This window comes from Thermodesulfomicrobium thermophilum DSM 16697, from assembly GCF_059568695.1.
Map to the genome: position 1 here is coordinate 282,574 of NZ_JCANTW010000011.1, position 13,529 is coordinate 296,102.

Below are 13,529 nucleotides of genomic sequence, written 5' to 3' on the forward strand. Positions count from 1 at the left end.
GCCATGGCAGAGCCTCTCATCCGCTTCGAAAACGTTCGCAAGGCCTTTGGCGAAAAAGTCGTCCTGGATGGCGTGAGCCTCGACATCCCGCAAAACGCCATCACCGCCATCATCGGCAAAAGCGGCACCGGCAAGAGCGTGCTCGTCAAACACGCCATCGGCCTCCTCAAACCGGACGCCGGGGAAATCTTCTTTCAGGGGCAACCCTACAGCCGCATGTCCCGCGCCCAATTGGGGGAGGTCAAGCGACGGCTGAGCTACATGTTCCAAAACAACGCGCTGTTCGACTCCCTCTCCGTATTCGAAAACATCGAGCTGCCCCTGCGCGAGCGCGGCGAAGGCACTCCCAAGGAACGCGCCGCCCGCGTGCTCGAGGTGTGCGAGCAACTGGACATCGCTTCTGCCATAGACCAATACCCCAAGGCCCTGTCCGGAGGCATGCAAAAACGTGTAGCCCTGGCCCGGGCCCTGGTCACCCGGCCCGAAGTCATCTTCTTCGACGAACCCACCACCGGCCTGGACCCGCTGCGCAAGAACACGGTGCTCACCATGATCGCCCAGTACCATGCCCGCTTGGGCTTTACGGCGGTCATCATCACCCACGACGTGCCGGACATCTTTTTCGTGGCCCAAGCGGTGCGCATCCTGGATGGCGGCCATGTGATCTTTGCCGGCACGCCCTTGGAGCTCGAGGCCCAGGCGCAGCCGTCCTTGCGCCCCTACTTGGACGGCCAAGGCATCCTCACGGAGGAGCTGACGGGCCTGGGCAACCGCCCCGCTTTCATAGCGCAAACTCAGGAGGTCCAAGAACAGCCGGACATGTGGCTCGTGACCATACGTCTCCACGGCCTACGGGAAATACGCGATTACCGCGGCCAAGTGGCAGCCTTCAGCTGCCTGCAGGAAGCGGCGCACGCCCTGCAGAAAAGCCCCTTGGGCAAGCGCGGTGTCTTTCGGGTCGGCCCCGAGAGCCTCGCCTGCCTGACGCATGCGCCCCGCGCCACCGAAGAGGACCTTGTCCGCCAGGTAGCCTTGATCTTGGGGGCGTGCCCAACAGCCTCCACCCTGGGGACCTTGTCCGGTCGACGCCGGCTAACCTTCGTGGCCGCAGCCGCCCCCCTTCGCGCCGACACGCACCCCTTGGTGCAAATCCATAACGCCCTGACCACAGCCCGAGGCATATCGTCATGAAAACATCTACGCTATATACCGTTGTCGGTGTCTTCGTCCTGCTGGGACTCCTCGCCGCCGGGTACCTCACCCTTACTTTGGGCAACACCACCCTTTTTGCCCGCGGGGTGTACACCATTTCCGCCCATTTCGGCTCCGTGAGCGGGCTGCGCGTGGGCAGCACCGTGGAGATCTCCGGCGTGCCGGTGGGAAAAGTCGCGGACATCCAACTCGATCAGGAGCAGTTCTACCAAGCCCGCGTCGTCATGCAGATCCACAACGCCATCCGCATCCCCACGGATTCTTCCGCCGCCATCAAGACCAGCGGGCTCATCGGCGACAAGTATGTGCAGATCATCCCGGGAGCGGATGAAAAAAATCTTTCGGACGGTGGATCCATCCTGGACACTAAGTCCGCTCTGGACATCGAAGAAATGGTCTCCAAGTATGTGTTTGGGAGCGTAAAACAATGAGAAACCGCGCCCCTGCTGCGCTCTTCGTACTCGCTGCGTGGCTCATGCCTGCTTGCGTATGGCCTGAAACCTCTCCGCTTGCCTTTGTGCGGGAAAACGTGGGCCACGTCGTCGCGGTGCTGGAAAATCCCGATCTCCGGGGAGAAGAACGCCGCAGCCAACGCTATGCGGAACTTTCCCGTATTACGGATGCTTTTTTCAATGCCACGGAACTGGCGCGTCGCGCCCTCGGACAACGCTGGCGTATGTTCTCAGGAGCTGAACAGCAGGAGTTCACCCAGCTTTTTCTTGAGCTCATCAAGCAGACCTATCTCGGTAAGCTCGATGCCTACAACAATAATGGCATCACTTACGACCAGGAAATATTCCAATCACCGACCCAAGCAGAAGTCCTGCTGACCGTTACCACCGACAAAGGGCCTCTACGGGTGGAAATCGCGCTCATCCGAGATGCAAACGGCTGGCGCGCCTTTGACGTGACCGTGGAAAACATCAGTCTGGTGCGCAACTTCCGCACCCAATTTCAAAGCATCCTGCAGTCGCATCCCCCCCAATATCTCATCCGTATTCTCAAGGAGAAAGTCCATGGCTCGGCTCAGTAAGCTCATCTTGATGCTCCTCGTGACCCTGATGCTTGGGGCGTGTGCCCCCAAACACGCCCCTGCCCCGGACAGTGCGCTCCAAGAAGAGCAGCCCATCCCGGATCCTCTGGAACCTTTCAACCGGGCCATGTTCCGCTTCAACGATTGGTTCATCACCGACGTCTTCGGCCCGGTGCGCACGGTGTACGTGGGTGTCTTCCCGCAAGACGTCCGCAACGGCTTCGGTAACTTCTACCGCAACCTCGCGACGCCGGTGCGCGTGGCCAACGATATCCTCCAGCTCAAGGTGGACAAGGCCGTTGCCGAAGTGGTGCGCGTTGTCCTCAACACCACCTTTGGTACCCTGGGGCTCTTCGACGTGACCCGCAACATCGCCTGGCTCAACCCCTCCCCGGAAGACTTCGGGCAGACCTTGGGACACGCCGGCGCAGGGTGCGGTGCGTACCTGGTCCTGCCCTTCCTCGGGCCCACGAGTATCCGTGATGCCATAGGGCAGGTTGCGGACAGCGTCGCCCATCCCTTCTTCTGGGCCCAACCTCTGGCGGACGCCGCCCTACCCATGCGCATCCATGACCGCGCCAATGCCTTGTCCCAGTACTTCGACGAGTACCAGCAGGCCAAGGCCGACGCCTTTGACCCGTACATCAGCTTCAAAGACATCTACACCCAGCACCGGGATGCTTTGGTGCGCCAGTAGTACTGCACGGCGCCCCTTTCCGGGGCGCCTCGTTTACCACGGCTGACTCTGCAAATCCAAAGTCACTCGAAAGGAGTGGCGGATTTCTCGCTGGACCGCGCGGTGGAAACGCACCGCCGGATAGCCGAGCAGCATGACGTACATGACATGGTCTTCGGGGATGCCCAGGCTTCGCGCCACATGGGGCACCACCGCCTGGATGGCCCAGGTGGCAAAGCCACACCATAATGTCCCAAGCCCCAAGCTTTGGGCCAAAAGTTCCAACTGGGCGAGAGCGATGTACACATCCGCCTCGGGTGAAGGCCCACCCTTGGGACTCGAAGCAATGATCATGTGCGGAGCCTTACGAAACACGAGATCCTGGCCCTCGGCAAAACGCCGCGCCAAGGCAGCAAAAAAGCCCAGGCCCTCCGGCAAGGTGCCGTCTGCTGCAGCCCGGGCGACGCCCTCCATGACCGTATGGCGCAAGCGCTCCATCACCGAGGCATCGTCCACCACCGTAAAACGCGTGGCGCGAACGTTTTTCCCAGTGGGCGCATAGGCCAGGGCCTCCACGAGACGCTGAAAAAGCGCCGGCTCCACCGGTTTTTGGGCAAAACGCCGGCAGGAGCGACGCTGCCGAAGGAGCCGATCCATGGCCTCAGGGGCGGGCATCTCCCCCAAAGGGGCACAGGCATCCGGCTGCACTCCTGCCATGGAAAACGCCCCTACCGGACACACCGCCAGACAATGCTGACATTGGAGGCACGCCTTCTCCCGGTGGGGCAAAATCCCGGCCACGCCATCGCGCAGCTCGATGATCCCCACGGGACACTCGGTGACGCACTCTCCACACCCCACACACCGGTCTTCATCTACCTGCCATTGCAGCATCTGGTTCTCCTCTTCCCTTGGCAGAACGCCCTGTTTTGCATAGCAAAGATGCATCTAACGTTTCGGCCTCGGAGGAATCATGGTTTGGCGATATTTCGCGACGCTTCTCGTATGCCTCATGCCTCTTTCCGCCAGCGCCGCCCTTTCTGTGGTGGTCCCGGTGGCGCCGCTGGCGGAGATCGTCCAAGCAGTGGGCGGCAGTCACGTGTCCATAACGATCCTCGTGCCCCCTGGCGCCTCGCTGCATACCTACGAGCCCAAGCCCATGCAAATGGCCGCCGTGGCCCAGGCTCGGCTCTACTGTAGCGTCGGCGACGTCTTCGACGCCGTGTGGGTGCCGCGCTTTCGCAGCGCCAACCCCCAAATAGCTGTGCTCGAACTCTGGTCCGGCATCGAGCGAATCCCCATGACCGCCCATCACGATGACCACGCAGAAGATCACGACCACCACGACGACGCCCATCCGGGAGGCATGCCCGATCCGCATATCTGGCTCGACCCCATGCTCGTGGCACGCATGAGCGAAAAAGTTCGCGACGCCCTCTCGACCCTGGACCCGGAGCATGCCGGGGAGTTCCGTCACAACCAGCACGCATACCAGCAGCGCCTCATCCAGGTGGACGCGTCCATTCGTACACTCCTCGCCCCCATCCCGGAAGACCGCCGCGCCTTTCTGGTGTTCCATCCCGCATGGGGGTACTTCGCCCGCGCCTACGGGCTGCGACAGATCCCCATCGAGGTCCACGGCAAAGAGCCGAGCCCCCGACAGCTTGCGGCCACGGTGCGCACGGCTCGCGCCACGGGCGCCCAAGTGATTTTCGTCCAGCCGCAGATTTCCACCAAGGCTGCTCAAAGTGTGGCCCGGGAAATTGGGGCCACCATCGCCACTCTCGACCCCCTCGCCCCGGACCTCTCCGCCAATCTCGAGCGCGCCGCCCGCGCCATCGCCGAGGCCTTGCACTGATGCCTGGAAACGCACCTTGCCAGAGGCGGGGGAAATCACTAGGCGAGCGCCCATGACTTCTGCCGCCCCCACCGTTGCGCTCCGCCACGTCACCTTTGCCTACGGCACAGAACCGGTGTTGGAAGACATCGACTTCACCGTCATGGCCGGCGACTATGTAGCGGTGGTGGGCCCCAATGGCGGGGGCAAAACCACGTTGATCAAGCTCATCCTTGGGGTGCTCTCCCCCCAGAAAGGCACGATTCAGGTCTGCGGCGAAAGTCCCCGCAAGCGGCAGACAAGCATCGGCTACGTCCCCCAGCACGCTGCCTTTCAGCCCCATTTTCCCATCACGGTGCTGGAAACCGTGCTCATGGGCCTTCCCCGTGAAGGCCGCCGCACCCCCGGTTACCGGGCAGAAGACAAAGACCGGGCCATGACGGCCCTCAAGCAGGTGGGCATGGAACGCGAGGCCCGCAAACGCTTCGACGCCCTCTCTGGAGGGCAAAAACAGCGCACCCTGGTGGCCCGGGCCCTCGTGGCCGCCCCCAAGCTGGTGCTCTGTGATGAACCCACGGCCAATGTCGATCCGCACGGCAAGGTATGTCTTTTCGACCTCTTTGCCAGTCTTGTGCCTCGGCACACGGTGATCGTGGTGAGCCACGATCTCGTGGCCACGGCCAGTAGTGTCACGAGCGTTGCCGTGGTCAATCGCCGCATCATCCAGCGTCGTCGCCTCGACGCGGCCATGCTCACGCTCATGTATGGAGAGCACGGGGCCAGTTGCCCGATCTCCGAGTATCTCCAGGGCTTGCCCCAATCCCACCCTCACCGACCATGACGGCGCTGCTCCATCTCCAATTCTTCCAATACGCCCTCGCAGCCGCCCTTCTGGCAAGTATCGCCTGCGGCATGGTGGGCACCTTGATCACCGTCAATCGCCGCACGTTTCTGGCCGGCGCCGTATCCCACGCTGCCTACGGCGGGGTGGGACTGGCCATCTTTCTCGGCATGCCCGTGCTGCCAGTGACCCTCGTCTTCACCGTCGCCGCCGCGCTCCTCATGGCCGTGATCGTGCGCCGCCTCCCAGCCCGAGCCGACAGCCTCATCGGCGTACTCTGGGCGGCCGGGATGTCGGCAGGGATTTTACTGGTCGATTTTTCCGAAGGCTACAACGCGGACCTGATGAGCTACCTCTTTGGGAGCATCCTGGCGGTGTCCATGCGAGACCTGATCATCATGGCGGCCGCAGACCTCTTGATGGCGGCCATAATCTTCTTCTGGTACAAGGACTTTTTGGCCATGTCCTTCGATACCGAGTTCGCCCGCGCCCTCGGCGTCCCGGTGGAACGCATGCACGACCTTTTGCAAGCCCTCATCGCCGTGGCCGTGGTGCTGCTCATCCAATTGGTGGGACTCGTGCTCGTCATGGCGCTTTTCACCATCCCGCCCATGGTGGCCGAAACCCATACCCGCTCGTTGGGACAGACCATGATCCTCGCCACCCTCATCTGCGTGGGAGTGACTCTCAGCGGGCTGGCCCTGGCTGTCGCCGCCAACCTCACGTCTGGAGCCGCCATCGTGGCCGTGGCCGTGGCGGTTTGTATGCTGAACGCCGTGCTCACCCGGAGACGTCCACGGAACTCCCCCCTTGCATAAGGAGCATCGTTATGCGCGCGTTTTTTCTCGGATTCCTCCTGCTGTGCACGGCCTGCGCCACGCTCACACCGGAAAAGCCCCGCCAATCAGCAATCCAGAACGAGCCCCCCTCCGCCCCAACGCCCGCCGGCCCCACGGAAGCCGCCACGTCGCCCGACACCCCTTGCCTACCCTGTGCCCAGGCGCACGAAGCGGCCAGCAACGCAGCCTGCTTTCACCTCGTCCCTGGCGCCCCGGCCCAAAAAGACAAAAAAGGAAAGACCATCCGTCCTGGTCGGATGTGCCAACCGCAAAGCCTCATCTACGCCCGCTGCCGCTCGGGTATCGTGACCTGTAAGCTCGGCAACACCAGCCCGGAAGGGTGGTTCGCCTGCGCCCAAAAAGCGGGGAACACCACCTCAACCCCTCAGGCAGGCGCGGTGATGGTGCTGGCGGCCAATGCCAAGCGCAAGATGTTTACCGGCCACCCCGTGTACGTGGAAAAGGTCTGCCGGGAAACGGACGGCACCTGGACACTCACCATCAGCCATACCAACTACGACCGGCAATGCCACTTGGACCAGAATGCCCTCGTCCGCTTCGATCCCAGGACCATGACGGCGACATTCCGCAGCGGCCCATGGGCACCGTGGGCCAAAGGCCTGCGCGTCTTGGGATTCATTGTCCGCTAGCGCGATGGCGGACGATCCAGGAGACTTTGCACCGTCCGCACCAGCTCGTCCACATCCGAACTCTTGACCACATACGCATCTGCGGCGATGGATTTGAGGTCGTGCCGGAAGCAATCGTAGGCGGTGCACAACACCACCGGCAGATGGGGATGCCGGGTGCGGATCCTTTGCAGAAGATCCAAGCCACTCGCCCCTTCTCCCAAGCGAATGTCCAAGACCACAAGATCTGGCGCGAGGCGATCTAAAACGGCGTCCACATCTTCCGACGTGCCGTCAAACGCCTCGGCCACCAACCCCAAACGACGAAACTCCTCCGTGTAGAGCAGTCGGATGAGGGGTTCGTCATCAATCACGAGTACGGTGGGCATAAGGCACCTCCTGCGCAATCCCTCTACCATACGAGACTTCCGGACCCAAGCAAAAAACAACCATATTCAAGGGAGAATACGACGATGATCACCGTCCATCTCGAACCCGAAGGTGGCACCCTCACCTTCCCCCGCATCACTACGGTGCTGCAATTGCTTCATAAAACCGGCCGCAAACCCGGCCGGGCCATCGTTATTCGGGGAACGGAGCTGCTCACTCCAGACCGGCGCCTGGCCGCCGGCGACACCATCATCCTGCGCGACGTGGGATCCCGGGGGTAAACCGATGAAATGTACGCGTTGTCGTGAACTCGCCGCCGTGGCCCTGCCGAGTCACCACTCGGCCTTTTGTCCGGAGTGTTTCCTCCTCTTTTGCCGCCGCATGGTGGAACGCGCCATCCACGACCATGCCATGTGCACCCCGGAAGACCGCATCCTCGTGGCCCTTTCCGGCGGCAAGGACTCCCTGTCCCTGGCCTGGCTGCTGCGCGAGCTCGGCTACCAGGTGACCGGCCTGCACATCGACCTGGGGATTCCAGGATCCTCTGCCGTGGCCCGCCGCATCACGGAAAATTTCTGTGCTCGCCAGGGCATCGCACTCCATGTGCTCGAGATGGAAGCCATGGGCCTCGGCATGGCCCAGGTACGCCAACGGGTCAAACGCCCCATCTGCTCGGTATGCGGTCAAACCAAACGCTATTTCTTCAACCGTTTTGCCCTGGAAAACGGTTTTTCCGTGCTCGCCACGGGGCACAATCTCGATGACGAGACCTCGCGCCTCCTGGCCAATGTCCTGCGTTGGGATGCCGACTTTCTGGCCGATCAAGGACCGGTGCTGTCCGCGCAGGAAGGCTTTGTCCGCAAAATCAAACCGCTCTACCGCCTGACGGAATTCGAGACCGCCAACCTGAGCTTCCTTCTCGGCATCGAGACCGCCTCGGCCCCGTGCCCCTACAGCGCCAAGGCCACCTTTCCGGTGTACAAGCACCTCCTCGCCGATTTGGAAGACCGCCAGCCGGGCCGCAAACTCCAATTCTACGAAGGCTTCCTCAAACACGGCCGCAAGCACTTCGCCTCCCACAGCACCCCCGACCTTACCCCCTGCGTCCGCTGCGGCTCCCCGACCTCCACGGAGCTCTGCGGGGTGTGCCGGCTCAAGGCAATGATGACGAGCGAGGCCGATCTCCCGGAGGCAAGGGATAACAGGCAAGGGATAACGTCCTTGACAGCGGCCAACAAGCCTGACTAACGAGTCATCTTTCCTTGCTCGCCCCCCATGGGAGCGGGCTATAACCCACAAGGAGGACAATCATGACAAGGTACGAGCAGCTGCTCCTTTTCAGCCCGGAATTGGGCTCCGAGGAGCGCCAGGCCGTGCTGGACCGCCTGGGCGCCGTCATCGAGCGCGAAGGTGGACAGATCCTGACGGTGGATGATTGGGGCATGAAGGATACTGCCTATCCGGTGCGCAAGTTCACCCGCGGACACTACGTGCGCTTGGAAATGGCCATGCCGGGCGCGGCGGTGGCCGAATTGGAGCGCAACGTGCGTATCAGCGAAGGAATCCTCAAGTTCATCACCGTGCGTCTGGCCGACGCCGCCCAGCAGGAGGCCTAATCCATGTCCCAGCCCAAAAGAAAGTTTACTCCGCGCAAAAAGTTCTGCCGTTTCTGCGACAACCCTGAACTCCCCTTGAACTACAAAAATCCGGACGTACTTGCGGATTTCATCACCGAGCGCGGCAAGATCATTGCCAGCCGCGTCACCGGGACCTGCGCCAAACATCAGCGCGCTCTGACCCGGGAAATCAAGCGGGCTCGCCAGATGGCACTTCTCTACTACACCGCCACCCACAGCACCGACGTGCTCAAAAAGTCCAAAATCTAGGAGGCTGCCATGATGAAAGTCATTCTGCGCGCCGATGTGGACAACTTGGGCCGTCTGGGAGACATCGTCACCGTCAAGCCCGGCTACGGCCGCAACTACCTGTTGCCTCAAGGACTGGCTTCTTTGGCCACTCCTTCCAACCTCAAGGTCTTCGAACAGGAACGCAAAAAGCTGGAAGCCAAGAACAACGCCCTGCGTGCTGCGGCACAGGAGCTGGCGGACAAGCTGGCCGCTGCCCAGGTGCGCATCGAAGTGCGTGTGGGCGAGAACGACAAGCTCTACGGCTCTGTGACCAGCACCCAGATTGCCGAAGCCTTGGCCGCCCAAGGGATCGAGGTGGATCGCCGCAAGATCCTCTTGGCAGAGCCCATCCGCTCCCTGGGCGTGTACACCGTGGAAGTGAAACTCCACCCTGAAGTGGTCGCCACGCTGCAGGTGGAAATCGCCAAGCCGGGTCAGCCTGCCGCGCAAGAGCCCGCTGCCGATGCCCCCGCGGAAGACATCGAGTAATTCCCGCCGTTCCGAGGACGCCGTGCATGCGGCGTCTTCGGAACTTTTGCGCAAAGTCCCCCCGCACAACCTGGAGGCCGAACAGGCCGTGTTGGGCGGGATTTTTTTGCACAACGAACTGTTCCACCAACTCGTCGACATCATCTCTGCCGACGATTTCTACTCCCCCGCCCATCGCACCATCTACGCCGCCTGCGAGGAACTCTACCGCCGCGGGCAACCCATGGACCTGGTGACCGTCGCCGAGCACCTCGCCTCCCATGGCCAATTGGATGCCGTGGGCGGCTCCGTATACTTGGCCTCGCTCACCAACGCCGTGGCCTCCGGGGCCAACGCCGTCTTTCATGCAGGGATCGTCCGGGACAAGGCGGTGCGACGCCGGCTCATCCAAACCGCAGCGGAAGTGCTTACTTCCTGCTTCGAGAACGCCGAAGACACCGAACACCTTCTCGACGACGCCGAACAGCGCATCTTTGCCGTGGCCGAGGCCAAAAGCCGGCCCAGCTTCATCTCCAGCAAAGACCTCATCACCCGCGTCTTCGAACAGCTCGAAACCCGCGCCGGCCAAGGGGATCTCATCACCGGGGTGCCCACCGGCTACTTGGACTTCGACCGCATGACCGCAGGTCTTCAGCGCTCGGACCTGATCATCGTGGCAGCCCGGCCGTCCATGGGCAAGACGGCGCTCGCCCTCAACATGGGCATGCGCGCCGCGGTGCACCACGGGGTGCCGGTGGCCATCTTCTCTCTGGAGATGTCCATGGAGCAGCTCATGATGCGTATGCTCGGCTGCCACGCCCGCGTGGACTTGTCCCGTCTGCGCACCGGCTTTCTCAACGATGAAGACTGGGCCCGCCTCTACCAAGCGGCAGACGAGCTCTCCCACGCCCCCATCTTCATCGACGACACCCCGGCCCTGTCCACTATGGAGATCCGCGCCCGCTGCCGTCGGCTCAAGGCGGAAAAAAACATCGGCCTGGTGATCGTGGATTACCTGCAGCTCATGCGCTCCAGCCGCTCCCAAGACTCCCGCGAGCAGGAGATCTCCGACATCTCCCGCAGCCTCAAGGCCTTGGCCAAAGAATTGGACATCCCGGTGGTGGCCCTGGCCCAGCTCAACCGCAAAGTGGAAGAACGCTCGGATAAACGCCCCGTGCTCTCGGACCTCCGCGAATCCGGCGCCATCGAACAGGACGCCGACGTCATCGTCTTCATCTACCGGGATGCGGCCTACAACAAGGCTGAAGACAACCCCAACAAGAATATCGCCGAGATCATCATCGGCAAGCAGCGCAACGGCCCTGTGGGGAGCCTGCGTCTTGCCTACTTTGGTCAATACACGGCATTTGAAAACCTCACCGATGCGGGGATCCCATCGGAGCACGGCCTCTAACCCCAACCTGCCGAGGACGCCATGCACCACGCCTTCTGCCCTGAAGAATTCTGGTCCCAGGATACGCTGCGCGCCGTCCAATCCGCTCGCCTGCAATCGATTATCGAGGCATCCGCCCGCTCCCCCTTCTATGGCCAGCGTTTTGCCGAGCTCGGCATCGCCCCTGGAGACATCCGCAGCGTCGACGACATCCGGCACCTTCCCTTCACCACCAAAGACGACCTCCGGGCCGCCTATCCGGACAAGATGCTCACCCTGCCGCTACGCCAGATGGCGCGGTTGCACGCCTCTTCCGGCACCACCGGCGCGGCCACCGTGGTGTACTATACCCACAACGACCTGGCGGCCTGGGCCGATTTAGTGGCCCGCTGCATGCACATGACCGGCATCCGCGCGGACGACACCTTCCAGAACATCGCCGGCTACGGACTCTTCACCGGCGGCCTTGGATTTCACTACGGCGCCGAGCGCCTGGGCTGTCTCACCATCCCTGCCGGGGCGGGGAATTCCAAGCGCCAGCTGAAGCTCCTGGAAGACTTCCGGGTCACAGCGGTCCATATCATCCCCTCCTACGCCCTGCATCTGGCCTCGATGATGGAGGAAATGGATTTCGACCCCCAGCGCCTTGCCCTGCGCATCGCCCTCATCGGCGCAGAGCCCCACACCGAGGCCATGCGCCGCCGCATCGAATCCTTCTTCGGGGTGCGCGCCTACAACTCCTACGGCCTTTCGGAAATGAATGGTCCGGGGGTGGCCTTCGAATGCCCGGAGCAAAACGGCATGCACCTGTGGGAAGACGCCTACATCGCGGAGATCATCGATCCTGCCACCGGAGATCCAGTGCCGGAAGGCCAGGTGGGCGAGCTGGTGCTCACCACCCTCACCCGGGAAGGGATGCCCCTTATCCGCTACCGCACCCGGGACCTCACCCGGTTTCTGCCCGGCCAGTGCCCCTGCGGCCGGGCCCATCGCCGCATCGACCGTATCAGCGGCAGGGCCGACGACATGATCATCCTCAAGGGGGTCAACATCTACCCCATGCAGGTGGAAAGCGTGCTCATGAGTATTCCCGAGGTGGGGCAAAACTACCTCATCGTCCTCGAGCGCGAAGGATTTCTCGATCAGATGCGGGTCAAGGTGGAGATCAAGGACGAATTCTTCGTGGAAGACATGCGGGTACTCAAGGCCCTGCAGCAGCGCATCGCCGCCAAATTGCGGGACGAGATCCTCATCACCCCGCGGGTGGACCTGGTGGAGAGCAACTCCCTGCCCAAGAGCGAAGGCAAGGCAGTGCGGGTACAAGACCTCCGGCCCAAGGAGTAGCCTCTCTTCGATCCTCCACGGATACGCGGGAGCGCTTCAGTCGTGCTGCGGCGCTTCCGCTGTGTTTCCAATGTGACACACGTGTTTGTCCGCCCCCCGAAAGGCCGATTCCAGCACCGAATCCGCAACCTCGCGCTGCTCTCGGTAAATGCGCTGGCACATTTCTTTGACCGCCCTCCGAGCCACTTCCTCGGCAGGAGGCTGTGGCCACGGCAAAAGCCCGAGAGAGACCGGGTCCACCAACGGCAAGGCAAGGGAGGCGTCCAGAGAGCACAACTCCGCCCCACAGCCCAAAATGGCGGCCTTGTCCTGGGCAGCGGGGTCCAGACGCCGTGCGAACTCCAGACTCTCCGAGGGGCGATAGGCGGCGTTGATGTGCTCGATACGGGCGTTGAGCTCGGCACACAGCGAGAGCGCCTGCTGGTATCCCGGGGTATGGAGCACGCGGCCCGGGAGGCTTGGATCCGGATACGGCCGGCCATGATGGTATTCCTCAAGGGTATCGGCCCAGTGTTCGTACACCGCCCAGACGATTTTGCAGTAGAGCCCCTGACGGGTGAAGCTGTGGGGGCGGGGAAACTGCACCAAGCACGCCTGGACCTCGTAGAGACGCGCTTCGGGCAGACGAACGCCCAAGCGCTCAAGCAACGCACGGGTGTTGGCTTCCCCCCCCAGGACGCAATTCAAGGCCGCAGTCCACGTCTCGAGCTTTTGGGAGATGCGATGCACCTTCTGCGCCCAGTCCATGAGCAGCGCGCGGTCACGCTCCACCGCCTTGCGGGCCCCGAAAAAGGTATCCGCAGCCTGGCGGAGGCTTTCATAGCGCAGCCCTTCGGCCCACTCCTCCATGCGTCCCATGCACCCTCCATGGTGTCCGGCCTTGCTTGCCCTGCGCCGAGGGTGGCATGATCAACCGCGGCGCGGGGGGGTCTCCGCCTCCTCTCTGATGGTGCGATGTGG

18 protein-coding genes are annotated in these 13,529 nt (G+C 62.5%); 15 read left to right on the forward strand and 3 right to left on the reverse strand.

The window, feature by feature from the left end; all coding sequences use genetic code 11:
• Window positions 1–3: 3 nt before the first annotated feature.
• Genes BR00_RS02600 through BR00_RS02615 form a run of 4 tightly spaced genes read left to right on the forward strand, consistent with a single transcriptional unit; the run spans window position 4 to window position 2,942 of the window.
• Window positions 4–1,191 (forward strand): ABC transporter ATP-binding protein, encoded by a 1,188-nt coding sequence (locus BR00_RS02600; protein ID WP_496476063.1) that lies wholly within the window; start codon window positions 4–6, stop codon window positions 1,189–1,191.
• The gene (gene mlaD / locus BR00_RS02605) at window positions 1,188–1,643 is read left to right on the forward strand and encodes an outer membrane lipid asymmetry maintenance protein MlaD (RefSeq protein WP_496476064.1); all 456 of its coding nucleotides are present in this window, start codon (window positions 1,188–1,190) and stop codon (window positions 1,641–1,643) included. The genes BR00_RS02600 and mlaD overlap by 4 nt, the downstream gene beginning before the upstream one ends.
• A complete protein-coding gene (locus BR00_RS02610) occupies window positions 1,640–2,245 on the forward strand; it encodes an MlaC/ttg2D family ABC transporter substrate-binding protein (RefSeq protein WP_496476065.1) in 606 nt (201 codons plus the stop codon). Before mlaD ends, BR00_RS02610 begins: the two co-directional genes overlap by 4 nt.
• Entirely contained in the window at window positions 2,229–2,942 is a 714-nt protein-coding gene (locus BR00_RS02615; RefSeq protein WP_496476066.1) for an MlaA family lipoprotein, read from the forward strand. Before BR00_RS02610 ends, BR00_RS02615 begins: the two co-directional genes overlap by 17 nt.
• 33 nt (window positions 2,943–2,975) lie before the next feature.
• Here BR00_RS02615 and BR00_RS02620 read toward each other — a convergent pair whose 3' ends face one another.
• Entirely contained in the window at window positions 2,976–3,869 is an 894-nt protein-coding gene (locus tag BR00_RS02620; protein WP_496476067.1) for a nitroreductase family protein, read from the reverse strand.
• Between the two features lie 25 nt (window positions 3,870–3,894).
• Between BR00_RS02620 and BR00_RS02625 the strand changes: the two genes are divergently transcribed.
• From BR00_RS02625 to BR00_RS02640, 4 genes are read left to right on the forward strand one after another with little or no spacing between them, the layout of a single operon-like run.
• Window positions 3,895–4,779: a metal ABC transporter solute-binding protein, Zn/Mn family gene (locus tag BR00_RS02625; RefSeq protein WP_496476068.1), complete on the forward strand. Its 885-nt coding sequence runs from the start codon at window positions 3,895–3,897 to the stop codon at window positions 4,777–4,779.
• Between the two features lie 52 nt (window positions 4,780–4,831).
• The gene (locus BR00_RS02630; protein ID WP_496476069.1) at window positions 4,832–5,599 is read left to right on the forward strand and encodes a metal ABC transporter ATP-binding protein; all 768 of its coding nucleotides are present in this window, start codon (window positions 4,832–4,834) and stop codon (window positions 5,597–5,599) included.
• A complete protein-coding gene (locus BR00_RS02635; protein ID WP_496476070.1) occupies window positions 5,596–6,417 on the forward strand; it encodes a metal ABC transporter permease in 822 nt (273 codons plus the stop codon). Before BR00_RS02630 ends, BR00_RS02635 begins: the two co-directional genes overlap by 4 nt.
• Before the next feature lie 11 nt (window positions 6,418–6,428).
• Window positions 6,429–7,088 carry a hypothetical protein gene (locus tag BR00_RS02640; protein WP_496476071.1) on the forward strand — a complete coding sequence of 220 codons (660 nt, stop codon included), beginning with the start codon at window positions 6,429–6,431 and terminating at the stop codon, window positions 7,086–7,088.
• Here BR00_RS02640 and BR00_RS02645 read toward each other — a convergent pair.
• Complete coding sequence (locus BR00_RS02645; RefSeq protein WP_496476072.1) at window positions 7,085–7,456, reverse strand: response regulator; 372 nt, start codon at window positions 7,454–7,456, stop codon at window positions 7,085–7,087. The two genes, BR00_RS02640 and BR00_RS02645, sit on opposite strands and share 4 nt — an antisense overlap.
• An 84-nt stretch (window positions 7,457–7,540) precedes the next feature.
• Here BR00_RS02645 and BR00_RS02650 point away from each other — a divergent pair, with 84 nt between their 5' ends.
• The 7 genes from BR00_RS02650 to BR00_RS02680 all read left to right on the forward strand — a co-directional run bounded on the left by BR00_RS02650 (window position 7,541) and on the right by BR00_RS02680 (window position 12,569).
• On the forward strand, window positions 7,541–7,738 hold the full coding sequence (locus BR00_RS02650; protein ID WP_496476073.1) for a hypothetical protein: 198 nt from the start codon (window positions 7,541–7,543) through the stop codon (window positions 7,736–7,738).
• 4 nt (window positions 7,739–7,742) lie between these two features.
• Entirely contained in the window at window positions 7,743–8,705 is a 963-nt protein-coding gene (locus tag BR00_RS02655; RefSeq protein WP_496476074.1) for a PP-loop family protein, read from the forward strand.
• Between the two features lie 62 nt (window positions 8,706–8,767).
• Window positions 8,768–9,073, forward strand: coding sequence for a 30S ribosomal protein S6 (gene rpsF, locus BR00_RS02660; RefSeq protein WP_496476075.1), 306 nt, complete (start codon window positions 8,768–8,770; stop codon window positions 9,071–9,073).
• A 3-nt stretch (window positions 9,074–9,076) separates the two neighbouring features.
• The gene (gene rpsR, locus BR00_RS02665; protein ID WP_496476076.1) at window positions 9,077–9,343 is read left to right on the forward strand and encodes a 30S ribosomal protein S18; all 267 of its coding nucleotides are present in this window, start codon (window positions 9,077–9,079) and stop codon (window positions 9,341–9,343) included.
• A gap of 12 nt (window positions 9,344–9,355) precedes the next feature.
• Window positions 9,356–9,853 (forward strand): 50S ribosomal protein L9, encoded by a 498-nt coding sequence (gene rplI / locus BR00_RS02670; protein ID WP_496476236.1) that lies wholly within the window; start codon window positions 9,356–9,358, stop codon window positions 9,851–9,853.
• Entirely contained in the window at window positions 9,828–11,246 is a 1,419-nt protein-coding gene (dnaB, locus tag BR00_RS02675) for a replicative DNA helicase (protein ID WP_496476077.1), read from the forward strand. Before rplI ends, dnaB begins: the two co-directional genes overlap by 26 nt.
• A 21-nt stretch (window positions 11,247–11,267) precedes the next feature.
• Window positions 11,268–12,569: a phenylacetate--CoA ligase family protein gene (locus BR00_RS02680; protein ID WP_496476078.1), complete on the forward strand. Its 1,302-nt coding sequence runs from the start codon at window positions 11,268–11,270 to the stop codon at window positions 12,567–12,569.
• 36 nt (window positions 12,570–12,605) lie between these two features.
• Here the strand turns inward: BR00_RS02680 and BR00_RS02685 are convergent, their stop codons facing one another.
• Window positions 12,606–13,427 carry a hypothetical protein gene (locus BR00_RS02685; RefSeq protein WP_496476079.1) on the reverse strand — a complete coding sequence of 274 codons (822 nt, stop codon included), beginning with the start codon at window positions 13,425–13,427 and terminating at the stop codon, window positions 12,606–12,608.
• Window positions 13,428–13,529: the final 102 nt, after the last annotated feature.

Bases quoted from the DNA above. Each gene is read 5' to 3' on its own strand.
- BR00_RS02655 (WP_496476074.1), top strand. From the start codon at position 7,743: ATGAAATGTACGCGTTGTCGTGAACTCGCCGCCGTGGCCCTGCCGAGT.
- BR00_RS02640 (WP_496476071.1), top strand. From the start codon at position 6,429: ATGCGCGCGTTTTTTCTCGGATTCCTCCTGCTGTGCACGGCCTGCGCC.
- BR00_RS02650 (WP_496476073.1), top strand. From the start codon at position 7,541: ATGATCACCGTCCATCTCGAACCCGAAGGTGGCACCCTCACCTTCCCC.
- BR00_RS02645 (WP_496476072.1), bottom strand. From the start codon at position 7,456: ATGCCCACCGTACTCGTGATTGATGACGAACCCCTCATCCGACTGCTC.
- BR00_RS02630 (WP_496476069.1), top strand. From the start codon at position 4,832: ATGACTTCTGCCGCCCCCACCGTTGCGCTCCGCCACGTCACCTTTGCC.
- rpsR (WP_496476076.1), top strand. From the start codon at position 9,077: ATGTCCCAGCCCAAAAGAAAGTTTACTCCGCGCAAAAAGTTCTGCCGT.
- BR00_RS02625 (WP_496476068.1), top strand. From the start codon at position 3,895: ATGGTTTGGCGATATTTCGCGACGCTTCTCGTATGCCTCATGCCTCTT.
- mlaD (WP_496476064.1), top strand. From the start codon at position 1,188: ATGAAAACATCTACGCTATATACCGTTGTCGGTGTCTTCGTCCTGCTG.
- BR00_RS02620 (WP_496476067.1), bottom strand. From the start codon at position 3,869: ATGCATCTTTGCTATGCAAAACAGGGCGTTCTGCCAAGGGAAGAGGAG.
- BR00_RS02680 (WP_496476078.1), top strand. From the start codon at position 11,268: ATGCACCACGCCTTCTGCCCTGAAGAATTCTGGTCCCAGGATACGCTG.
- BR00_RS02610 (WP_496476065.1), top strand. From the start codon at position 1,640: ATGAGAAACCGCGCCCCTGCTGCGCTCTTCGTACTCGCTGCGTGGCTC.
- BR00_RS02615 (WP_496476066.1), top strand. From the start codon at position 2,229: ATGGCTCGGCTCAGTAAGCTCATCTTGATGCTCCTCGTGACCCTGATG.
- rplI (WP_496476236.1), top strand. From the start codon at position 9,356: ATGAAAGTCATTCTGCGCGCCGATGTGGACAACTTGGGCCGTCTGGGA.
- rpsF (WP_496476075.1), top strand. From the start codon at position 8,768: ATGACAAGGTACGAGCAGCTGCTCCTTTTCAGCCCGGAATTGGGCTCC.
- BR00_RS02600 (WP_496476063.1), top strand. From the start codon at position 4: ATGGCAGAGCCTCTCATCCGCTTCGAAAACGTTCGCAAGGCCTTTGGC.
- dnaB (WP_496476077.1), top strand. From the start codon at position 9,828: ATGCCCCCGCGGAAGACATCGAGTAATTCCCGCCGTTCCGAGGACGCC.
- BR00_RS02685 (WP_496476079.1), bottom strand. From the start codon at position 13,427: ATGGGACGCATGGAGGAGTGGGCCGAAGGGCTGCGCTATGAAAGCCTC.
- BR00_RS02635 (WP_496476070.1), top strand. From the start codon at position 5,596: ATGACGGCGCTGCTCCATCTCCAATTCTTCCAATACGCCCTCGCAGCC.